The organism is Streptomyces sp. NPDC028289 (assembly GCF_055565975.1).
On record NZ_JBVHTI010000002.1, the window covers coordinates 315,549 to 337,304 of the forward strand.

18 protein-coding genes are annotated in these 21,756 nt (G+C 73.0%); 14 read left to right on the forward strand and 4 right to left on the reverse strand.

Annotated features, from left to right (window positions below; all coding sequences use genetic code 11):
- Nucleotides 1-47 precede the first annotated feature (47 nt).
- A complete protein-coding gene (locus tag ACZ4UV_RS09370) occupies nt 48-1,616 on the reverse strand; it encodes an alpha/beta hydrolase (RefSeq protein WP_467837083.1) in 1,569 nt (522 codons plus the stop codon).
- A gap of 151 nt (nt 1,617-1,767) precedes the next feature.
- Complete coding sequence (locus ACZ4UV_RS09375; protein ID WP_451019311.1) at nt 1,768-2,808, reverse strand: Rv2578c family radical SAM protein; 1,041 nt, start codon at nt 2,806-2,808, stop codon at nt 1,768-1,770.
- Nucleotides 2,809-3,000: 192 nt separating this feature from the next.
- Here ACZ4UV_RS09375 and ACZ4UV_RS09380 point away from each other — a divergent pair, with 192 nt between their 5' ends.
- The 7 genes from ACZ4UV_RS09380 to ACZ4UV_RS09410 all read left to right on the forward strand — a co-directional run bounded on the left by ACZ4UV_RS09380 (nt 3,001) and on the right by ACZ4UV_RS09410 (nt 12,180).
- Nucleotides 3,001-3,444: an SRPBCC family protein gene (locus ACZ4UV_RS09380; protein WP_451019312.1), complete on the forward strand. Its 444-nt coding sequence runs from the start codon at nt 3,001-3,003 to the stop codon at nt 3,442-3,444.
- A gap of 181 nt (nt 3,445-3,625) precedes the next feature.
- Nucleotides 3,626-6,013: an MFS transporter gene (locus ACZ4UV_RS09385; RefSeq protein WP_467837085.1), complete on the forward strand. Its 2,388-nt coding sequence runs from the start codon at nt 3,626-3,628 to the stop codon at nt 6,011-6,013.
- A 175-nt stretch (nt 6,014-6,188) separates the two neighbouring features.
- On the forward strand, nt 6,189-8,636 hold the full coding sequence (locus ACZ4UV_RS09390) for an ATP-binding SpoIIE family protein phosphatase (protein ID WP_467837088.1): 2,448 nt from the start codon (nt 6,189-6,191) through the stop codon (nt 8,634-8,636).
- Between the two features lie 151 nt (nt 8,637-8,787).
- The gene (locus ACZ4UV_RS09395; protein ID WP_467837090.1) at nt 8,788-9,513 is read left to right on the forward strand and encodes a class I SAM-dependent methyltransferase; all 726 of its coding nucleotides are present in this window, start codon (nt 8,788-8,790) and stop codon (nt 9,511-9,513) included.
- A gap of 241 nt (nt 9,514-9,754) precedes the next feature.
- A complete protein-coding gene (locus ACZ4UV_RS09400; RefSeq protein ID WP_451021457.1) occupies nt 9,755-11,476 on the forward strand; it encodes a SulP family inorganic anion transporter in 1,722 nt (573 codons plus the stop codon).
- Nucleotides 11,473-11,652: a hypothetical protein gene (locus ACZ4UV_RS09405; protein ID WP_467837092.1), complete on the forward strand. Its 180-nt coding sequence runs from the start codon at nt 11,473-11,475 to the stop codon at nt 11,650-11,652. Before ACZ4UV_RS09400 ends, ACZ4UV_RS09405 begins: the two co-directional genes overlap by 4 nt.
- 177 nt (nt 11,653-11,829) lie before the next feature.
- Complete coding sequence (locus ACZ4UV_RS09410) at nt 11,830-12,180, forward strand: ArsR/SmtB family transcription factor (protein WP_390034433.1); 351 nt, start codon at nt 11,830-11,832, stop codon at nt 12,178-12,180.
- A gap of 109 nt (nt 12,181-12,289) precedes the next feature.
- Here ACZ4UV_RS09410 and ACZ4UV_RS09415 read toward each other — a convergent pair whose 3' ends face one another.
- Nucleotides 12,290-12,748, reverse strand: coding sequence for a hypothetical protein (locus tag ACZ4UV_RS09415; protein ID WP_467837920.1), 459 nt, complete (start codon nt 12,746-12,748; stop codon nt 12,290-12,292).
- A 345-nt stretch (nt 12,749-13,093) separates the two neighbouring features.
- Here ACZ4UV_RS09415 and ACZ4UV_RS09420 point away from each other — a divergent pair, with 345 nt between their 5' ends.
- The 6 genes from ACZ4UV_RS09420 to ACZ4UV_RS09445 all read left to right on the forward strand — a co-directional run bounded on the left by ACZ4UV_RS09420 (nt 13,094) and on the right by ACZ4UV_RS09445 (nt 20,808).
- Nucleotides 13,094-13,927, forward strand: a complete 834-nt coding sequence (locus ACZ4UV_RS09420) for a M55 family metallopeptidase (RefSeq protein ID WP_451021454.1) — start codon at nt 13,094-13,096, stop codon at nt 13,925-13,927.
- Nucleotides 13,920-15,224, forward strand: a complete 1,305-nt coding sequence (locus ACZ4UV_RS09425; RefSeq protein ID WP_390034430.1) for a M20/M25/M40 family metallo-hydrolase — start codon at nt 13,920-13,922, stop codon at nt 15,222-15,224. Before ACZ4UV_RS09420 ends, ACZ4UV_RS09425 begins: the two co-directional genes overlap by 8 nt.
- 60 nt (nt 15,225-15,284) lie before the next feature.
- A complete protein-coding gene (locus tag ACZ4UV_RS09430; protein WP_467837095.1) occupies nt 15,285-17,219 on the forward strand; it encodes a dipeptidyl-peptidase 5 in 1,935 nt (644 codons plus the stop codon).
- Nucleotides 17,216-18,139 carry a S66 peptidase family protein gene (locus ACZ4UV_RS09435; protein ID WP_451021452.1) on the forward strand — a complete coding sequence of 308 codons (924 nt, stop codon included), beginning with the start codon at nt 17,216-17,218 and terminating at the stop codon, nt 18,137-18,139. The genes ACZ4UV_RS09430 and ACZ4UV_RS09435 overlap by 4 nt, the downstream gene beginning before the upstream one ends.
- A gap of 116 nt (nt 18,140-18,255) precedes the next feature.
- A complete protein-coding gene (locus ACZ4UV_RS09440) occupies nt 18,256-18,831 on the forward strand; it encodes a GNAT family N-acetyltransferase (protein WP_351493563.1) in 576 nt (191 codons plus the stop codon).
- 57 nt (nt 18,832-18,888) lie between these two features.
- Nucleotides 18,889-20,808 (forward strand): DUF5107 domain-containing protein, encoded by a 1,920-nt coding sequence (locus tag ACZ4UV_RS09445; RefSeq protein WP_467837099.1) that lies wholly within the window; start codon nt 18,889-18,891, stop codon nt 20,806-20,808.
- Between the two features lie 11 nt (nt 20,809-20,819).
- Here ACZ4UV_RS09445 and ACZ4UV_RS09450 read toward each other — a convergent pair whose 3' ends face one another.
- Nucleotides 20,820-21,170 carry a VOC family protein gene (locus ACZ4UV_RS09450; protein ID WP_351493559.1) on the reverse strand — a complete coding sequence of 117 codons (351 nt, stop codon included), beginning with the start codon at nt 21,168-21,170 and terminating at the stop codon, nt 20,820-20,822.
- 88 nt (nt 21,171-21,258) lie between these two features.
- Between ACZ4UV_RS09450 and ACZ4UV_RS09455 the strand changes: the two genes are divergently transcribed.
- Nucleotides 21,259-21,702: a phage holin family protein gene (locus ACZ4UV_RS09455; RefSeq protein WP_351493557.1), complete on the forward strand. Its 444-nt coding sequence runs from the start codon at nt 21,259-21,261 to the stop codon at nt 21,700-21,702.
- The last annotated feature ends 54 nt before the right edge of the window (nt 21,703-21,756 follow it).

Below are 21,756 nucleotides of genomic sequence, written 5' to 3' on the forward strand. Positions count from 1 at the left end.
CCCGGCGGCCCGGCGTTTCCGGGTCACCGGGGCCGCAGGTGCGCCGCTCAGCCGCGGAAGCCCAGCAGCCCGTGCAGGGTCGAGCCGCGGGACGACGTCGAGGCCGCCTTGGTGGTGAGGGGCTTCGGGTCGGGGGTCTTCCTGCAGACCGCGTCGACGGTGCCGGTGCCGTGCGGGACCGTGCCGTCGGTCAGGTAGGCGGCGAGGCGGGTGTCCAGGCAGGTGTTGCCGCTGAGCGTGATGCCGTGGTTGCCGCCGCCCTGCTCCACGACCAGGCTGGAGCCGGTCAGCAGGCGGTGGACCGTGACGCCGCCCTGGTAGGGGGTGGCCGCGTCGTCCGTCGCCTGGAAGAGGAGGACGGGCGGGAGCTTCGCGTTGGCGATGTTCGGCGGCTTGAGCGCCTTCGTCGGCCAGTACGCGCAGGACGCGTTGTACCAGGCGTTGTTCCAGACCATGAAGGGCGCCTTCGCGTACGCCGCCCAGTTGTCCTTGCGCCACTGGTTCCAGTCCCGCGGCCAGGAGGAGTCCCGGCACTGGACGGCCGCGTAGACGCTGTAGCCGTTGTCGCCGGACGCGTCGACGGCGGCGAAGTTCTGGTACGCCTCGACCAGGGCCGCCGTCTTCTTGCCGTTGACGTAGGCGGAGAACGCGTCGGCCAGGTAGGGCCAGTAGCCGTTGTAGTAGCCGCCGGGGATGAAGGTGTCCTCCAGCTCGGCGGCGCCCACCTTGCCGCCGGCCGGCTTCTTCGCCAGCGCGGCCCGCATGGCGTACCACTTGGCCTCGACCTTCTCCGGGTCGGTGCCGAGCTTGTACGTCGAGTCGTACTTCGCGATCCAGGCCATCAGGGCGCGCTGGCGGTCGTTGAAGGCGTAGTCCTGGCTCAGGTTGTCGTCGTACCAGACGCCCGTGGGGTCGACGATCGAGTCCAGGACCAGGCGGTGGATCCGGTCCGGGTGCAGCTTCGCGTAGACCGCGCCCAGGTAGGTGCCGTACGAGTAGCCGAAGTAGCTGATCTGCCGGGCGCCCAGGGCCTGGCGGACCGAGTCGAGGTCCTGTGCGGCGTCGACCGTGTCGAGGTACGGCAGCAGCTTCGCGTACTTCTTGCCGCAGGCCGCCGCGAACGACCGCACCCGCTGGAGGTTCGCCTGTTCGAGGGCGGGGGTGGCCGGGACCGAGTCGGGGCGCACCGGCTTGAAGTAGCCGGGCGCGCAGTCGATCGCCGGGCTGCTCTTCCCGACGCCGCGCGGGTCGAAGCCGATGACGTCGTACTGGGCGGCCACCTTCTTGGGCAGCGTGGACGCCACGAAGCCCGCGAGGGCCAGCCCGCTGCCGCCGGGGCCCCCGGGGTTGACCAGCAGCGGCCCCTGAGAGGCCGACGCTGTGTGCGGGACGCGGGAGAGGGCGAGCGTGATCTGCCGCCCGCGCGGGTTGCGGTGGTCGAGGGGCACCTTGACCGAGCCGCACTGCAGCGTCGGGTAGTCGGTGGTGCCGCACTTCTTCCAGGTCACCGGGGAGACCTGGACGGGGGCTCGGGTGGCGGCGGTCGCGGGCAGGGCGGTGAACGAACCGGCCACGACGGCGGCGACGGCGCACAGCACGGCTGCGCGTGTTCGCATGGGTCCTCCCAGGACGGAGGGTCGCGGACCGCACGTGCCACGGTCCTCGCCGCATCGTCCCGGAAACGGGGCCCGGAAGAACGCATTCTGACGATGAATGACCCAATTGGTCCGAGGCTTGCGCCCGAACGCCACCGGGTCCGCAAGCCGGTCAGAGCAGGGTGAGCTGGGTCGGCTCCGGCAGCGCCGGCTCCTCCTCCGCCGCCGGTACCGGGATCCGGCGGGCGGTGCCCGCGCGGTTCGGCCCGATGCCGTACTCCTCGGCCAGCTCGTGCACCTGACGGGTGATCCGGCGCTGGTACCACTTGGGCGCGTAGGCGCCCTCCGCGTACAGCCGCTCGTAGCGCCGCACCAGGTGCGGGTGACGGGCCGCGAGCCAGCTCATGAACCACTCGCGGGCGCCCGGCCGCAGATGCAGCACCAGGGGTGTCACCGAGGTGGCCCCGGCCGCCGCGATGGCCCGCACGGTGGCCCGGAGCTGGGCCGGGTGGTCGCCGAGGAAGGGGATCACCGGCGCCATCAGGACCCCGCAGCCGATACCGGCCCCGGCGAGGGCGCGGACGACGTCCAGGCGCCGCTCGGGGGCCGGGGTGCCCGGCTCCACCGTGCGCCACAGCTCGGGGTCGACGAAGCCGACCGAGACCGAGATGCCGACGTCCGTCACGTCCGCCGCCCGGCGCAGCAGGTCCAGGTCGCGCAGGATCAGGGTGCCCTTGGTCAGGATCGAGAACGGGTTGGCGTGCTCGGTGAGGGCGGAGATGATCCCCGGCATCAGCCGGTAGCGGCCCTCGGCGCGCTGGTAGCAGTCGACGTTGGTGCCCATCGCGATGTGGTCGCCGAGCCAGCGGCGCGAGCCCAGCTGGCGGCGGAGCAGGTCCGGCGCGTTGACCTTGACCACGATCTGGGTGTCGAAGCCGATCCCGGTGTCCAGGTCCAGGTAGCTGTGGGTCTTGCGGGCGAAGCAGTACACGCACGCGTGCGAGCAGCCCCGGTACGGGTTCACCGTCCACTCGAACGGCATCCGCGAGGCGCCCGGCACCCGGTTGATGATCGACCGCGCCCGCACCTCGTGGAACGTGATTCCCCGGAATTCAGGCGTGTCGAAGGTCCGGGTCGTGACCGCGTCCGCGCCGAACAACGCGGCCCCGGCCCGGCCGTGATCGGCCTCCTCGGTGAGGTTCTCCCAGCGCATGACGCCTCCTCGGTAGCACTGCACAGAGAATAGAACATCTGTTCCCATGATCGTGCGAACGATCTGTGGAGACCGCGCGGACGCCGTTTCCGATCACGTTTCCGATCGCTTGCGGCACCCCGATTTGGGCGGCCGGGCGCCGGGGTGGTTGGCTTGGCGCAACCCCGAGAACTCAGGTGCTGGAGGAAAGCGATGGCGCAGGTCGAGGCCACTACGGAGCGGGTCGTCACCGCGGACGCGGAGACGGTGTTCGACGCGATCGCCGACTACAGCGGCACGCGCGCGAAGCTGCTCCCCGAACACTTCAGCGAGTACGAGGTGCGCGAGGGCGGCGACGGCGAGGGCACCCTCGTCCACTGGAAGCTGCAGGCCACCAGCAAGCGGGTCCGGGACTGCCTCCTGGAGGTCAGCGAGCCCACCGACGGCGAGCTGGTCGAGAAGGACCGCAACTCCTCCATGGTCACCACCTGGCGCGTCACCCCGGCCGGCGAGGGGAGGTCCAAGGTCGTCGTGCACACCACCTGGCAGGGTGCCGGCGGCATCGGCGGCTTCTTCGAGAAGACCTTCGCGCCCAAGGGCCTCGGCCGGATCTACGACGCCGTGCTCGACAAGCTCGCCACCGAGGTCGAGAAGTAGTACCGGTTCGTGCGGAGGTGAGCAACCTCCGGGCGGACAGGGGGCGTTGGCTCCCTCACCGGTTCGAGTGGATCTCCGGACCGACCGGTCTCGTGCCGTAACTCGTCGTGCTTGCTCGCAGTTGTCGCCCTACGGGAAATAAGGCGGCAATTGTGCGCAGGTGCGACGAGGGGAGCGGTACGTGGGCGGAACGACGCTGGTGCAGTACGAGGAGCCGGCCGCGGTGTCCGCGGACCCCGTGCCGGAACCCGCCCCGGTCGCCGGACTCGGGCCGCGCCGCACCCGGCTGGTGTTCTGCGGGCTGATGCTCGCCCTGCTCCTCGCCGCGCTGGACCAGATGATCGTCGCCACCGCGCTGCCGAAGATCGTCGGTGAACTGCACGGCCTGGACAAGATGTCCTGGGCGATCACCGCCTACCTGCTCACCTCCACCGTCGGCCTCCCCGTCTACGGCAAGCTCGGCGACCTCATCGGCCGCAAGGGCGTCTTCCAGTTCGCCATCCTCGTCTTCGCCGTCGGGTCCGCGCTGGCCGGACGGGCGCAGAACATGGACCAGCTGATCGCCTTCCGCGCCGTCCAGGGCGTCGGCGCGGGCGGGTTGATGATCGGCGTGCAGGCGATCATCGCCGACATCGTGCCACCCCGGCAGCGCGGCCGCTTCATGGGCCTGATCGGCGCCGCCTTCGGCCTCGCCTCCGTCGCCGGGCCGCTGCTCGGCGGCTACTTCACCGACCACCTCTCCTGGCGCTGGTGCTTCTACGTCAACGTGCCCTTCGGGCTGATCACGCTGGCCGTCGTCACCCTCGTGCTCAAGCTGCCGAAGCCTCAGTTCCGGGCCCGTTTCGACGTGCTGGGCACCCTGCTGCTCGCCGCCGCCTCGACCTGCCTGGTACTGCTCACCAGTTGGGGCGGGACGGAGTACGCCTGGGGCTCGCGCGTCATCCTGGGGCTGGGCGCGGGCGCGTTGGTCGCCGGGGTGCTGTTCGCCGTCGCCGAGCACCACGCGGCCGAACCCCTCATCCCGCTGCGGCTGTTCCGCGACTCGGTCTTCAACGTCACCGGCCTGGTCGGACTGGTCGTCGGGGTCGCCCTGTTCGGCGCCGCCAGCTATCTGCCGACCTTCCTGCAGATGGTCGACGGCGCCTCGGCGACCGGGTCCGGGCTGCTGATGCTGCCCATGATGGGCGGGATCGTCGGCGCCTCGATCGTCGCGGGACAGCTCATCAGCCTCACCGGGCACTACCGGGTCTACCCGGTGCTCGGCGGCGCCGTGTCCGTCGTGGGCATGTGGCTGCTGTCCCGCCTCGAAGTCGGCACCCCGCGCTGGCAGTACAGCATCTGGATGGCCGTCCTCGGCGCCGGGATCGGCATGGTGATGCCGGTGCTCGTCCTCGCCGTGCAGAACTCCGTACGGCCCGCCGACCTCGGCACCGCCACCAGCGCCAACAACTACTTCCGGCAGATCGGCGGCAGCGTCGGCGCCGCCGTCTTCGGCACCCTCTTCGCCGACCGGCTCACCGACGCCCTGCACGAACGCCTCCCCGCCCACGCCGGCGCCCGCCTGCCCGACCCCGAGTCCCTCACCCCGCAGCTCGTCCACGCGCTGCCTCCCGCGCTGCGCGACGCCTACATCCGCGCCTACGCCGACGCGATGCCCAGGATCTTCCTCTACCTGGTCCCGGTTCTCGTCCTCGGCCTGCTCGTCGCCTGCTTCCTCAAGGAGAAACCGCTGGTGTCCCACCCCACCGCCGAAACGGAACCGACATCCGCCAACGCGCCGATCCCGCAGGCCCGGTCGCCCCGCACCGGCGCCGGGGTCCCGGTCTGCGGCACGGTGCAGCATCCCGACGGAACCGTGGTGCCGCGCGCCGCGCTCACCCTCATCGACGCCGTCGGCCGGCAGGTCGGCCGCGGCGCCAGCGCCGAGGACGGCCGTTACGCGCTGGCCACGCCCGGCACCGGGTCCTACGTCCTGATCGCCGCCGCCGGCGGCCACCAGCCGCAGGCCGTCTCCGTGACGGTCGGCGAACGGCCCGTCGAGCTGGACGTCGTCCTCGGCGGCGCCGGGCGGCTCGCGGGCAGCGTGCTCACCGCCGACGGCACCCCCGTGCGGGACGCCACCGTCACCCTCACCAACGTGCACGGCGAGGTCGTCGCCGCCGTCCGCAGCGGCCGCGAGGGCGGCTACGTGATCACCGAGCTGGTGGCCGGCGAGTACACCCTCGCCGCCAGCGCCCCCGCCTTCCGCCCGGCCGCCCTCCCGGTCACCGTCCAGGCCTCCCGGGAGACCCGGCAGAACGTCGAACTCGCGGGCGGCGCCGTGCTGAAGGGCACGGTCCGGGCCGGGGGCGGCCGTCCGGTGGAGGACGCCCGGGTGACGCTGCTCGACGCCGCCGGGAACGTGGTGGACACCTTGACCACCGGCGCCGACGGAACGTTCCGGTTCGTCGACCTCTCCTCCGGCGAGTACACCGTCATCGCCGCAGGTTACCCACCAGTCGCCACGGTCCTGCAGGTCGCGGGCGGCGGCCGTACCGAACGGGACCTCCAGCTCGGCCACGAGGACTGAGAAGAGGACCGGCAGGGGAGCGGCCGCGCACGGCCGCGGGGCGCGGACCTGCGCGCCGGTGCGATCGGGTGAAACCAATTCCAGGATTGGCACACATCGCAACGGGCGGCCACCGTACCGTAGTGGCGGGCGGCACAGATCTTTTGCGGAGCCGTGGGGAGAGAGGGCCTGGGCCATGGACCATGGCAGCGAGCGGGACACACATCCCGGCCTCGGTGCTGGGGACGGCGCCTCGGGCCGCATCCCCCTGGCCGTGGTCGTCGTCGACCGCGACGGCGACGTCTCGCACTGGAGCACCGGCGCCCGGCGGCTCTTCGGCGCCGCCAAGGAGGAGGCCATCGGCCGCTCCGTCCTCGACCTGCTGCCCGTCTCCGGCGCGCTCCCCGAGGACGACGAGATCACCCCGTACGGCGCCTACGCGGCGTACGACGGACTCGGCCCCGACCTGGAGTCCTCCCTCGACGGGCGGCTCAACTTCCCGGCCGCCGGCCGCGCCCGGCTCACCGTGCCGGACCACGACCGCGTCGACGTGCTCTGGTGGGCCTACCCGCTGGTCGGCCCGGGGAACGAGCGGCTGCTGGTGCTCGCCGCCGACGCCGAGCGGCTGCGCCAGGCCGAACGCGACGAGGGCATCGCCTTCGAGCGCATCGCACCCGGCTTCGCCCTGCACACCGACTTCCCCGGCGCGGAGGAACTGGCCCGCAGGCTGCCCGAGATCCTGCCCAGCATGAGCGTCGACGAAAGCGCCCGGATCGTCGCCCAGGTCCTCGAACTCGGCTATCCCATCCTGGAGTTCAGCCAGAACGACCGGGTGCCCGTGACCCCCGACTGGGGTGTCGCCCGGCGCACCGAGCGGATGGCACGCCGGGAGCGCGCGGCGCGGGTCGCCGCCCAGGGGCTGCCGGTGGCCGCCGAACTCGCCGACGACGAGGGCGAGGACCTGGAGTACGCGGCCGTCCGCGAACGCCTCGAATTCCTCACCGAGGTCAGCGGGAAGATCGGCACCTCGCTCGACCTGTCCCGCACCATCGTCGAGGTCAGCAGAGCCGTCGTACCCCGCTTCACCGATGTCGCGGGCACCTACCTGCGTGAACAGGTGGTCGCCGGCGAGGGGTTCCCGGACGGCGTGCCCGACACCACCACCATGTGGCACCGGGTCGCCCTGGAGCACACCGACGAACCCGGCCGCTGGGACGACGTCGTCCCCGTCGGCGAGGCCATGCCGTTCCCGGCGCACACCCCGTTCTTCCAGTGCATGACCACCGGTGAACCGGTGCTGGTACCGCGGATCAGCGAGGAGATGGGTCACGCCATCGCCTCCCAGTTCGAGAAGCGGGACATCCGGCCGCTGATCACCGGCCGCTCGATGCTGGTCGTACCGCTCAAGGCACGCAATGTCGTGCTCGGCTTCATGATCCTGCTGCGCCACCCCGAGCGCGAGATGTTCAACGACATGGACCGGGTCACCGGCGCCGAACTCGCCGCCCGCGCCGGGCTCGTGCTCGACAACGCGCGCATGTACACGTACCAGGAGAGCGTCGCCGAGACCCTCCAGGACAGCATGCTGCCGCACATCCCGCCGCGCATGGCGGGCTGCGACATCGCCACCCGCTATCTGCCGGGCACCCTGCTCGGCCGCGTCGGCGGCGACTGGTTCGACTCCGTGAAACTCCCCGGCGCCCGCACCGCCCTGGTCGTCGGCGACGTGATGGGCCACGGCCTCAACTCGGCCGCGATGATGGGCCAGTTGCGGACCGCCGTGCAGACCATGGCGGCCTTGGACCTGCCGCCCGCCCAACTCCTGCGCAACCTCGACGACCTGGCGCAGCGCCTCGGCGACGGCTACCTCGCCACCTGCCTCTACGCCGTCTACGACCCGATCGAGAGCGAGCTGCACCTCGCCAACGCGGGCCACATCCCTCCCGTGCTGGTCCGTGCGGTCGACGGGCGCAGCGAACTCCTCGACCTGCCCACCGGGGCGCCCATAGGCGTCGGCGGGGTCGCCTTCGAGTCGCTGCGGGTGCGGGTGGAACCCGGCGACCGGCTGGTCATGTGCACCGACGGACTGGTCGAGATGCGCGGCGAGGACATCGGCGTCGGCCTCGCCACCCTCTGCGAGTCCGCCGCCCACCCGGCCGCCTCCATGGACGACGCCTGCGACACCATCATCCGCGCCCTCAACACCCGCGGCGGCCGCAAGGACGACGTGGCGCTGCTGATGGCCCGCCTCAACGGCATCGCGCCCGAGGACGTCGCGGAGTGGCGGCTCGCCCTCGACCCCGCCGAGGTCCGCCGGGCCCGCGCCGTCGTCCGCGAGCAGCTCCACGACTGGGGTCTCGCCCGGCTCGCCGACCCGGCCGAACTCATGGTCAGCGAACTCGTCACCAACGCCGTACGGCACTCCCACAGCCGCCCGGTGCAGCTCCGGCTGATCCGCGGCGAGACCCTGCTCTGCGAGGTCGACGACGACGACCACACTCTGCCGACCCTGCTCGGCACGGACCCCGGCGCCGAGGCCGGACGCGGGCTGCGGGTGGTCGCCACGCTGGCCCGGGAGTGGGGCACCAGCCGTACGACCGCCGGGAAGACCGTCTGGTTCGAACTCACCGCACGGCGCCGCTGACCCGGGCACCGCAGACCCGCGGGCGCACGTCCGTCGAACGCGGGGTGAAGGAACGCGCCGGGCGCTTGTGGCCGAAACGCGCGCAGGGTAAACCGTACTGGCCCGTCACTTACGACGGGTCATAGACGGCTGCATCCTGGGGAGTTGGGCCATGAGCGTGACGAGTCGCTACCGCAGTGCCTGGGAGGGCTTCTGGCGCGAGGCGCCCGACGAACCGGGGGCGGTGTTCTGGGACGCCGAACCGGCCGTGACCGCCGCCGTCCATGTCGCCCTCTTCGAGCCCCACCTCACCGACCCCGGCCTGCCCCTGGTCGACCTGGGCTGCGGCAACGGCACCCAGACCCGCTTCCTCGCCGACCGGTTCCCGCGCGTCCTCGGCACCGACATATCCGAGGCCGCCCTGGACCACGCCCGGCACGCCGACCCGGGCGGACAGGCCGGCTACCGGCTGCTCGACGCGGCCGAGAAGAGTGAGGCCCAGGCCCTGCACGCGGAGCTCGGCGACGCCAACGTCTACATGCGGGGCGTCCTGCACCAGTGCGAACCCGACGACCGGCAGCCGTTGATCGACAGCATCGCCACCCTCGTCGGCAGCCGCGGCCGGGCCTTCCTCGTCGAGCTCGCCGAGGCGGCCCGGCCCGTCCTCGGCGGCCTCGCCCAGAGCCCGTCGGGACCGCCGCCCAAGCTCGCCCCGGTCTTCCGGCACGGCATCGCCCCCGGCGAGGTCGCCGACGCCGCGGTCCCGGAGTACCTGCGCAACGCCGGCCTCGCCGTCCTCGCGACCGGCGAACTTCCTCTGACCACGACCGAGGTCACGCCGGACGGCGAACTGATCGTCCTGCCGTCCAAGTGGGTGCTGGCGGGACGGGAGAACTGAGGGACGGGACGCGGCCGCCGTGCCGGGCCACGGTGCGCCCGGCGGCCAACCCGCCGGGCGCACCGTGGCCCCCGCCCCTTCCGGTGCGGCACCACAGCGGAGAATTCGGCATGGTCCTGATGCAGAGTTGCAAAATTTCGCAATTGACTAGATGCTATGTTTGCTGTGTTCGCAAGTGAACGTGGGAGCGGGCCTTCGCGTCTGCCCCGGAGTCGGGCCTTGTAGGGGAAGCCGAGGAGTCGTGACCCTTTTCCGTCAGGTGTGCGCCCGGTTCGCGCGGCTGCTGCCCGGTCGCGCAGACCTCGCCGAGGTCAGGCGAAGCCCGCGCCAGGACCTGCTGGCCGGCCTCACCGTGGCGATCGTCGCGCTGCCGCTCGCGCTCGGCTTCGGCGTCTCCTCCGGGCTCGGCGCCGAGGCGGGCCTGGCGACCGCCGTCGTCGCAGGCGCGCTCGCCGCGGTGTTCGGCGGGTCCAACCTCCAGGTCTCCGGTCCGACCGGCGCGATGACGGTCGTCCTGGTGCCGATCGTGGGCCGGTACGGGCCCGGCGGGGTGCTCACCGTCGGGCTGATGGCGGGCGTCATGCTCGTCGGCCTGGCGGTACTGCGGGCCGGGAAGTACATGCAGTACGTGCCCGCGCCGGTCGTCGAGGGCTTCACCCTCGGCATCGCCTGCGTGATCGGCCTGCAGCAGATCCCGAACGCGCTCGGTGTCCCCAAGCCGGAAGGCGACCGGGTGCTGGTGGTGACCTGGCGGGCGGTCGAGGAGTTCGCCGGCAGCCCGAACTGGACGTCGTTCGGCCTCGCGGCCGCGGTGGCCGGGTGCATGATGATCGGCGCCCGGCGGTGGCCGGCCGTACCCTTCTCGATCGTCGCCGTGATCGCGGCGACGGTCGTGGCACAGCTGGCCGACCTGGACGCGGCGAAGCCGATCGGCACCCTGCCGGCGGGGCTGCCCGTGCCGTCTCTGTCCTTCGTCGACCTCGGCTCGCTGGGAACCCTGCTCGCTCCTGCCGTGGCGGTCGCGGCGCTCGCCGCGCTGGAGTCCCTGTTGTCGGCCTCGGTCGCCGACGGTATGACCGTGGGCCAGAGACACGACCCGGACCGGGAGCTGTTCGGCCAAGGGCTCGCGAACATCGCCGCCCCGTTGTTCGGCGGGGTACCGGCGACCGGCGCGATCGCGCGCACCGCCGTCAATGTCCGTACGGGGGCCGGCTCCCGCCTCGCCGCCCTCACCCACGCCGCCGTGCTCGCCGCGATCGTCTTCGCGGCGGCGCCCCTCGTCTCGAAGATCCCGCTGGCCGCTCTCGCCGGCGTCCTGCTGGCCACCGCGATCCGTATGGTCGAGGTCGGTTCGCTGAAGGCCATGGTGCGGGCCACCCGCTCCGACGCACTCATCCTCGTCCTGACCGCCGCGGCGACACTGGCCCTCGACCTCGTGTACGCGGTGATCATCGGGCTCGCCGTCGCGGGCGCCCTCGCGCTGCGCGCCGTCGCCCAGCAGGCCCGTTTCGACCAGGTGCCGCTCGACATGGGCGATCACAGCGCGGAGGAACACGCTCTGCTGGCCGAGCACATCGTCGCGTACCGCATCGACGGCCCGCTGTTCTTCGCCGCTGCCCACCGCTTCCTGCTGGAGCTCACCGAGGTCGCCGACGTACGGGTGGTGATCCTTCGGCTGTCGCGGGTGTCGACCATGGACGCGACCGGTGCCCTCGTCCTCAAGGACGCGGTGGAGAGGCTGCGGCGCCGTGGCATCGCCGTCCTCGCCTCGGGGATACGCCCCGGCCAGCGTCAGGTCCTGGACTCCGTCGGCGCGCTGGACCTGCTGTGCCACGAGGGCCGTGAGTACGCCACCACCCCCGAGGCCATCCGGGCCGCCCGCGATCACCTGGAGACGGCCGGCGTCCTGTCGGCCCTTCCCGCCCAGAAGCCCCGGAACCCCGGTGAGGAAGCCCGGCGATGAGCGCCCCCGCTCCCCTTCGCACGGTCGAGTCCTCCGGCGCGGAGGCCCTCTGGCCGCTGGTAGGCGGCATGGCGGGCCGGTCAGCGTACGCGCAGTGGGGCCCGACCGTGATCCGTCCCTTCCGGCATGTGCGGGTGTACGGCTGCCCGGTCGCCCCCGCCTGGCACCGGCCGTGACTCGCGCCGGCGGGTCTCTCGGCGGAGCACGGGACCCGGTGGCCCTCTCGGCGCGGTTTCGGCCTGGTCGGTGCCGCGCGCGAGGATGGGCCACATGTTCTTGACGAGTGGGTGGATGCGATGCGCCGGGACCCGCCCGGTGGGGCTGTGCCGTTGCACAGGGGAAAGGAGGGCCAGGTGAGCACGCCGCTGTACCAGCTGAAGGCCGAGTTCTTCAAAACCCTCGGGCATCCGGCCCGCATCCGCGTCCTGGAACTGCTGAGCGAGCGCGAGCACGCGGTGGCGGAGATGCTGCCCGAGGTGGGCATCGAGGCAGCGCATCTTTCGCAGCAGCTGGCCGTGCTGCGGCGGGCGAACCTGGTGCGGACCCGCAAGGAGGGGTCGAGCGTGTACTACTCGCTGGCCAGCCCGGAGCTGGCGGAACTGCTGCGGGTGGCGCGCTCGATCCTGTCGGGCGTGCTGGCCGGGCAGGCGGAGCTGCTCGCCGACCTGCAGGCGGCCCGGTCGGAGGCGAAGCCGCCGTCGTAGCGACCGCCGGCGGACGGCGGTCGCCGACCCGCACCACCGGGCGGGTGGCTGTGGCGGGTCGGCGCAGGTGCGGTGGGCGGCCGTCGGCTCCCCCAACGGGGCGAGGTGGTCATGTCCTCTGCCCGTCCGCCGCGATATGGCCGGCTCCCTCGGGCCACACGACCTCGACTTCGATGCCGCTGCTGCGGGCGTAGGCCACGAGACGGGCCGTAGCGTCCCGGGAGTTGGACGGGGAGCGGTCCCAGACGGCCAGCAGCCGGGCACAGGAGCGCACCAGGGTCTCGTCCGCTCCCACGCAGGCCCCGCGGTCGGTCGGGTCGTACTCCAGCAGCCGCACCTGTTGCGAGAGCAGGAGCAGTTCGCCGGCCGCGGTGCGATCACCCGGCTCCAGCACGTCGGGGACGCCGTCCCGGGAAGGCAGGACCGTCACCAGCGCCAGTCCCGCGGCGCGCGACGCCCTGCCGAAGGCGACCGGCAGTCCCTGCCCGGCACGGACCAGCCCCGCCTTGCCCGCCCGCGCGAACTCGGCCAGGCGTCGCCGCAGTTCCTCCTCCACCACGGCGAGCATGGGCGTGGTGAGGTCGGGGTGTCCCACGACAGTGATCACTTCAGGCACCTCTCTCCGCACCGCCCGCAGGCCGGTGACCACACCGGGTAGCGTCATTCGACGAAGACGAGGACGCGCCGCCGCCCGTCCGGCCAGCCGATCTTCTCCGGCCGGAGGAACCCGGGCCATGGACCGACCGGGCCCGCATCAGAGCTGATCGGCCCTTGTCGCAGGTGCGCCGGCCCTGACGCCGGTCACGTGCGCGCGTGGCGGCCCTTTCGGCGAGACGGCCGGACACCGGTGCCGCGGGTTTCCTTCTTCCAGCCTCGTGGGAAGTTCCCCCGCCGGCGCGTAACGTGAAGCACCATGAAGATCCTCATCAGCGCCGACATGGAGGGCGCCACCGGGGTGACCTGGCCCGGCGACGTGCTGCCCGGCGCGCCGCAGTGGGAGCGGTGCCGGCCGATGTTCACCTCCGACGTCAACGCCGCCGTCCTCGGGTTCTACGACGGCGGCGCCGACGAGGTCCTCATCAACGAGGCCCACTGGAGCATGCGCAACCTGCTCCTGGAGCAGCTCGACGACCGCGCCCAGATGATCACCGGCCGCCACAAGACGCTCTCCATGGTCGAGGGCGTCCAGCACGGTGACGTCGACGGCATCGCCTTCGTCGGGTACCACGCCGGCGCCGGCATGGAGGGCGTCCTCGCCCACACCTACCTGCCCAACTCCGTCACCGGCGTCTGGCTGAACGACGTGCGGGCCAGCGAGGGCCTGCTCAACGCGCACGTCGTCGCCGAGTACGGCGTCCCGGTCGTCCTCGTCACCGGCGACGACCTGGCCTGCGAGGACGCCCTCGGCTACGCGCCCGAGGCCCGCAAGGTCGCCGTCAAGGACCACGTGTCGAGGTACGCGGCGGTCTGCCGGACGCCCGCCAGGACCGCCGCCGACATCCGCGCCGCCGCCAAGGAGGCGACCGCGCTGGCGGTGCGCCACGAACCCGTGTCCGGCGGACCGTTCACGATCGCCCTGGAGTTCGACGCCGAGCACCTCGCCCTGGCCGCCACCGTCGTCCCCGGCGTGGACCGGGTCGGCGAGCGGAAGGTCGCGTACACCGAGGGGACCATGTACGACGGCATCCGCACCTTCAAGGCGGTCACCACGATCGTCTCGGCCGCGGTGGAGGAGCAGTATGGCTGACCAGCAGGCACTCGACGAGGTCGTCCGGTTCACCTCCGAGCTGATCCGGATCGACACCAGCAACTTCGGCGGCGGCGACTGCCAGGAGCGGCCCGCCGCCGAGTACGCGGCCGAGCGGCTCGCCGGAGCCGGCCTGGAGCCGATCCTTCTCGAGCGGACCGCGGGGCGCACCAACGTCGTCGCCCGCATCGAGGGGACGGACGCGAGCGCGGACGCGCTCCTCGTCCACGGCCACCTCGACGTCGTACCCGCGCAGGCCGCCGACTGGAGCGTCGACCCCTTCTCCGGGGAGGTCCGCGACGGGGTCGTGTGGGGGCGGGGCGCCGTCGACATGAAGAACATGGACGCGATGATCCTGGCCGTGGTGCGGGCCTGGGCCCGGGAGGGGGTACGGCCGCGGCGGGACATCGTCGTCGCGTTCACCGCCGACGAGGAGGCCAGCGCGGAGGACGGCTCCGGGTTCCTCGCCGACCACCACCCCGAACTGTTCGAGGGCTGCACCGAGGGTGTCAGCGAGTCGGGCGCCTTCACCTTCCACGACGGCACCGGCCGCCGGCTCTACCCCATCGCCGCGGGGGAGCGCGGCACGGCCTGGCTCAAACTCACCGCGCGCGGCCGGGCCGGACACGGCTCCAAGGTCAACAGGGAGAACGCGGTCACCCGCCTCGCCGCCGCCGTCACCCGCATCGGCGAGCACCGGTGGCCGCTCCGCCTCACCCCGACGGTCTCCGCCGCCCTCACCGAACTCGCCGCCCTCTACGGCATCGAGCCCGACCTGCACGAGGTCGACCTGCTCCTCGACAAGCTCGGCCCGGCCGCCAAGCTGGTCGAGGCCACGGTCCGCAACAGCGCCAACCCGACCATGCTGCACGCCGGTTACAAGGTCAACGTGATCCCCGGCGAGGCCGTCGCCTTCGTCGACGGACGCTATCTGTACGGCACCGAGGACGAGTTCCGCGCCACCCTCGACCGGCTCACCGGCCCCGACGTCGACTGGGAGTTCCACCACCGCGAGGTCGCCCTCCAGGCACCGCTGGACTCACCGACGTACGCCCGGATGCGCGCCGCCGTCGAGGAGTTCGCCCCCGACGGGCACGTGGTGCCGTACTGCATGTCGGGCGGCACCGACGCCAAGCAGTTCTCCCGGCTCGGCATCACCGGCTACGGTTTCGCCCCGCTGAAGCTCCCCGAGGACCTGGACTACCAGGCCCTGTTCCACGGCGTCGACGAACGCGTCCCCGTCGAGGCCCTGCACTTCGGCGTCCAGGTCCTGGACCGCTTCCTGCGCACGGCATAGCGCGGCGCGGCACGGCCCGGGAGATGTGACACGGCACGGCACAGCAGACGAGGAGAGCACGTGGAGACGAAGGCGTACGGCTCGTGGCCCTCACCCGTCGACGCGGCCCTGGCGGCGGCGCACGACGGCTTCGCCGAGTGGGTGGGCTTCGTCGGCGACGAGCCCTGGTGGACCGAACCCCGGCCGGCGGAGGACGGCCGCAGGACCCTGGTCCGCGGCGCCACCGGGGAGTCCGTGCTGCCCGCGCCGTGGAACGTGCGCAGCCGGGTCATCGAGTACGGCGGACGGCCCTGGGCCGGTGCCGTACCCGACAGCGGTGATCAACCGCTGCTGGTCTTCGTGCACTTCGACGACCAGCGGCTCTACCTGTACCGGCCCGGCGAGGCGCCCCGGCCGCTGACCCCGCCCGGACCCCGGTGGGCCGACCCGCAGTTGCTGCTCGACCGGGACGAAGTCTGGTGCGTGCTGGAGGAGTTCACGGGCGACGGGCCCACCGACGTACGCCGGGTGCTCGCCGCCGTCCCGCTGGACGGTTCGGCCGCCGCCGACCGGGCCGCCGTACGCGAACTCACCGACGGACGGCACCGGTTCGTGACCGGGCCGCGTCTCTCACACGACGGGCGCCGGGCCGCCTGGCTCGCCTGGGACCATCCGCGGATGCCGTGGGACGGCACGGAACTGCTGGTCGGCGAGGTCGGCGGCGACGGAGTCCTGCACACGGTCCGCACCGTGGCCGGAGGTCCCATGGAGGCCGTCGCACAGGTGGACTGGTCCCCCGACGACCGGCTGCTGTACACGAGCGACCGCAGCGGCTGGTGGAACCTGTACCGCGACGACGTACCCCTCTGCCCGCGCGAGGAGGAGTTCGCGGGACCGCTCTGGCGGCTCGGCCAGAACTGGTTCGCGCCCCTGGACAACGGGCTGATCGCGATCCTCCACGGCCGCGGCGCGATGACGCTCGGGATACTCGATCCGAAGACCGGCGAACTCGCCGACGCGGCCGGACCGTGGACCGAGTTCTCCGCCACCCTCGCCGTGCACGGCACCCGCGTTCTCGCGGTCGGCGCCGGCCCGCGCACCGCCCACGAGGTCGTCGAACTCGACACCGCCTCCGGCCGCACCCGGGTCGTCGGCACCCCCCACCAGGACGCGGTCGACCCGGCCTACTACCCCGAGCCGCAGATCCGCACCTTCGCCGGTCCCGGCGGCCGCGAGGTGCACGCCCACCTCCACCCGCCCCGCCACCCCGGCCACCGCGCCCCCGAGGGCGAGCTGCCCCCGTACGTCGTCTGGGCGCACGGCGGCCCCACCAGCAGGACACCGCTCGTCCTCGACCTCGCGATCGCCTACTTCACCTCCCGGGGCATCGGCGTCGCCGAGGTCAACTACGGCGGCTCCACCGGATACGGGCGGGAGTACCGGGAGCGGCTGCGCGAGCAGTGGGGCGTGGTCGACGTCGAGGACTGCGCGGCCGTCGCGCTCGCCCTCGCCGAGGAGGGCACCGCCGACCGCGCCCGGCTCGCGATCCGCGGCGGCAGCGCCGGCGGCTGGACCGCCGCCGCCTCCCTGACCGGCACCGACGTCTACGCCTGCGGCACCATCGCCTACCCCGTCCTCGACCTCACCAGCTGGGGCGCGGGGGAGACCCACGACTTCGAGTCCCAGTACCTGGAATCCCTGATCGGCCCGCTCGCCGAGGTGCCCGAGCGGTACGTCGAGCGGTCGCCCGGCGAGCACGCGGACCGGCTCACCGCGCCCTTCCTGCTGCTCCAGGGGCTGGACGACGTGATCTGCCCGCCCGCGCAGTGCGAGCGCTTCCTCGCCCGGCTCGACGGCCGCCCGGTGCCGCACGCGTACCTCACCTTCGCGGGCGAGGGCCACGGCTTCCGGCGCGCGGAGACCCTGGTCCGCGCGCTGGAGGCGGAGCTCGCCTTGTACGCTCAGGTGTTCGGGCTGGACGTGCCCGGCATTCCCGAGCTGGAGCTGGTGAAGTGACCGAACTGACACGCCCGGCGCGCCTGGCCGCCGGCGCGCGGGTCGCCGTCGTGGCGCCGAGCGGGCCGGTGGTGGAGGAGCGGCTCCAGGCCGGCCTCGACATCCTGCGCGGCTGGGACCTCGACCCGGTGGCGGCACGCCACGTGCTCGCCACGGACGGTGATCTGGGATACCTCGCGGGCTCCGACGCCGAACGCGCGGCCGACCTCCAGCAGGCCTGGTGCGACCCGTCCGTCTCCGCCGTGCTCTGCGCGCGCGGCGGCTACGGCGCACAGCGCCTCGTCGACCTGCTCGACTGGGACGCGATGCGGGCGGCCGGCCCGAAGGTGTTCGTCGGCTTCAGCGACGCGACCGTGCTGCACGAGGCGTTCGCGACCCGGCTCGGCCTCGCCACCCTGTACGGGCCGGTGGCGGCCGGCGCCGACTTCGTCAAGAGCACCGAGGCACAGGAGCACCTGCGGGCCACCCTCTTCGCCCCGGAGACGGTCCGCACCATCCCCGCACGGGGCGCCGCGCTGGTGGGCGGCCGGGCCACCGGCGTCACCGTGGGCGGCTGCCTGCGGCTGCTCGCCACGGGCGTCGGCACCCCGCACACCCACACCGGCGCGCGGGGCGGTCTGCTCCTGCTGGAGGACGTCGGCGAGGCGCCGTACAGCCTCGACCGGAGCATCACGCAGCTGCTGCGGTCCGGATGGCTCGACGGCGTCGCCGGGATCCTGCTCGGCTCCTGGGACCGGTGCGGCCCCTACGAGCGGGTACGGCCGATGCTCCTCGACCGGCTCGGCAGCCTTGGCGTGCCGGTACTGGAGGAGTTCGGGTTCGGGCACTGCGAGGCGGCCCTGACCATGCCGCTCGGGGTGGCCGCCGAGCTGGACGCGGACGCGGGCACGCTGACCCTGCGGGAGCCGGCCCTGCGCTGAGAGCTTGCCCCGGAGGGCCGCGCGGTGGTCCGCGGGGCCCGGTCCCGGGGGCATCGGCGCGCTCCGCCGGGCGTATTTCATGAAACACCGGAGGTGGCTCCGCGTAGGGTGTCGGGATGCCGCACACCGCATCCCGCTATCTCGCCGAGGGCCCCCGCGTGGGCATCCGCCACTTCACCTACGAGGACGGCGCCGAGTTCATCGCCCGCGCCCGGGAGAGCAAGGACCTCCACCAGCCCTGGCTGTTCCCGCCCACCACGGACGCGGCCTACGCCGGCTACGCGGGACGGCTGATCGAGGACCGCAGCAAGGCCGGGTTCCTGGTCTGCGAGAAGGACGCCGGGGAGAGCGGCGGGGAGCAGGGCGGCGCCATCGCCGGGTTCATCAACATCAACAACATCGTCGAGGGCGGCTTCCAGTGCGGTGCGCTCGGCTACGGCGTGTTCGCGCACGCGGCCGGGCGCGGCCTGATGCGGGAGGCGATGGGCCTGGTCGTGGACTACGCCTTCGGGCCGATGCGGCTGCACCGGCTGGAGATCAACGCGCAGCCGGGCAACGCCGCGTCCATCGCGCTCGCCCGCGGTGCCGGGTTCCGGCTGGAGGGCTTCTCGCCGAACATGATCTACATCGACGGGGCCTGGCGGGACCACGAACGCTGGGCGATCACGGCGGAGATGCGGACCACCCGCTGACCTTTGCGCAATCCTGACCGGCAGCTCCCCTGGTCAGCTCACCCGGCGGCGGGTTCCATGGTGATCGTGACGAGGATCCGACGTGAGGTACTGACCCTGCCCGCGGCGGAGTTGGGCCCGGACAACCCGCTGCCGCCGCTCCGCCTCCTTGGGGAGATTCACCGCGTCGACGAGCGTGACCGGGAGGACCTGCCCCGGGACATGGCCCGCCAGCTCGGCCACGAGCCGCTGCGCAGCCTCCTCCCGGTGCGGATCCGCGACGGCTACGGCAGAGTGCGCACGCCCCGCGATCTCGACGCCCTGGTGATCGAGAACGACCGGCTGCGCGCCACCGTCCTGCCCGGCCTCGGCGGGCGCGTCGCCTCCCTCGTCCACCTGCCCACCGGCCGTGAACTCCTGCACCGCAACCCGGTGTTCCAGCCCGCCAACCTGGCCCTCAACGGCGCCTGGTTCGCCGGCGGCATCGAGTGGAACATCGGCGCCACCGGCCACACCACCCTCTCCTGCGCCCCGCTCCACGCGGCCCGCGTCCCCGCCCCCGACGGCGGCGAGATGCTCCGGCTGTGGGAGTGGGAACGGCTTCGCGACCTGCCCTTCCAGGTCGACCTGTGGCTGCCGGACGGATCCGACTTCCTGTACGCCGGCGTCCGCGTCCGCAACCCGCACGAACACCCGGTGCCCGTCTACTGGTGGTCCAACACGGCCGTACCGGAGGACCGCCGGATCGTCGTCCCGGCCGAGGAGGCCTGGGAGTTCGGGCCCGAGCGCCGACTGCGCCGGGTGCCCGTCCCGGCGTACGGCGTCCAACCCCCGTACCCGGTGGACTGGTTCTACGACATCCCGGACGGGCGGCGCCGCTGGATCGCCGCGCTGGACGCCGACGGCCACGGCCTGGTGCAGACCTCCACCGACGAACTGCGCGGCCGGAAACAGTTCGTGTGGGGGTCCGGCCCCGGCGGCCGGCGCTGGCAGGAGTGGCTCGGCGGCCCCGGCACCGGCGGCTACCGCGAGATCCAGGCCGGACTGGCCCGCACCCAGCTGGAGCACGTCCGCCTCGACCCGGAGAGCGAGGTGTCCTGGCTGGAGGCGTACGGCCCGCTGTCCGCGGCACCGTCGCAGAGCGTCGAGGAGCGGCTGGAACTCGCCCTGCCGCGCGCCGGGTTCGACGCCGCCCACGCCGCCTGGAAGCCGTACGCCGACAGCGAACCCGGCGAACTCCTCGCCACCGGCTCCGGCTGGGGTGCCCTCGAAGTGTTGCGCGCGGACTGGAAGCTGCCCGGCACGCCGTTCGCCGAGCCGACGCTGACCGAGGAACAGGCTCCCTGGCGGGAGCTGCTGCGCACCGGCACCCTGCCGCAACCCCGCCGGGTGCGCCCGCCCGGACCGACCCTGGTCGCCCCGCACTGGCGGGACATGCTGGAGACCGCCCCCGCCACCCCGCACACCGAGTACCACCTCGGCGTCGCCCAGTGGCACGCCGGCGACCGCGCCCAGGCCGTCCGCAGCTGGGAGCGGGCCCTGCCGCTCGCCCCCTCGCTCTGGCCGCTGCTGCGCTGCCTCGCCGTCGCCGACCAGGAGTACGGGCAGCACGAGCGGGCCGCCGAGCGGTACGCCGACGCCTTCGACGACCTGTGCCGGGAGCGCCGCGACGACGGCGAGACCTGGACGGCGGCCTGCGCGGCGCTCGGCCGCGAGGCCGTCGAGGCGCAGCTGCGGGTACGGCGGGTCGCGGACGCCCGCGCCGTGTGGGAGGCGCTGCATCCCGCGATCCGGGAGCGCGGGCGGTTCCGGCTCCTGGAGGCGGAACTGCTGCTCGCGGAGGGGCGTCGGGCGGCGGCCCGGGCCGTGTTCGACGCCGGGTTCGAGGTGGCGGACCTGCGGGAGGGGTCGGACGCGCTCGGCCGGCTGTGGGCGCGGCTCGGTGACGAGCCGCTGCCCGACCGCTACGACTTCCGGATGCGGCCCCAGGGTCTGTGATCAGCCCCGGTTCAGTCCTTGTGCTGGTCGACGTACTCGAACAGCGAGCCGTCCGGGTGCATCGCGAGCAGGTTGCGGCCGGCGGGCGTGGCCACCGGCCCCGCGAGGATGCGGGCGCCGAGGTCGTCCAGCAACCGGTGGGCCGCCTCGACGTCCTGCACCGCGATCGTCGCGGCCACCTTGCGCAGCACCTCCAGCTCCGCCTCCGGTCCGCTCATCAGGAGGAAGGAGCCGACCGCGGCGACCTGGACACCGCCGCGTTCGAAGCGCTGGGCTCTGCCGCCGGAGAGGCGTTCGTAGAACGGGATCGCGGTGTCGAGGTCGTTGACGCAGATGCGCAGGGAGGCGCCCAGAATCTCCATGGGCACGAGCCTAGTTGCCGCGGGCCGGGATGGCGTCGCCTCCGGTGATCTCCTGTTACGCCAATTCCGGTCCGGGTACCCGCACGGTATGGAACACCTGGATCATCTCGAACATCTGGACAAGGAGCTCGTCGACGAGCTGGCACAGGTCGCGCGCGAGACGGTGCGGGACGAACTGCGCGAGCAGGGCCGCAAGCGGCGGCGGGCCGCCATGCTGTACGGCGCGTCCGGCGCGGTCGCCCTGTACGCGGGGGCCGCCGTGGCGCTGGCCGTGGGGCTGGCGTGGGCGATCCTCCTGCCGGCGTGGGCCGCGGCGCTGGTCACCGCGGTGATCCTGGGCGCGGTCGCCTACGCGCTGCGGGAGGCAGGGCGGCCGAAGAGGCCGCATGCGCCGCACCGGGTGATCGGAGGGACGGCGCCGGGCGCACCGCCGAGCGGGATGGGGCTGCCGTATCCGCCGATTCCGGCGGAGCCGCCGAATGTGCCGGGCATGCCGGGTGCGGATCCGGAGTCGCCTCATCACCGGGGTTGACGGAGAGCGCCGTATTGGTCTCGGCCGTGGTTCGACGCGCGGCAGCGGGGGCTG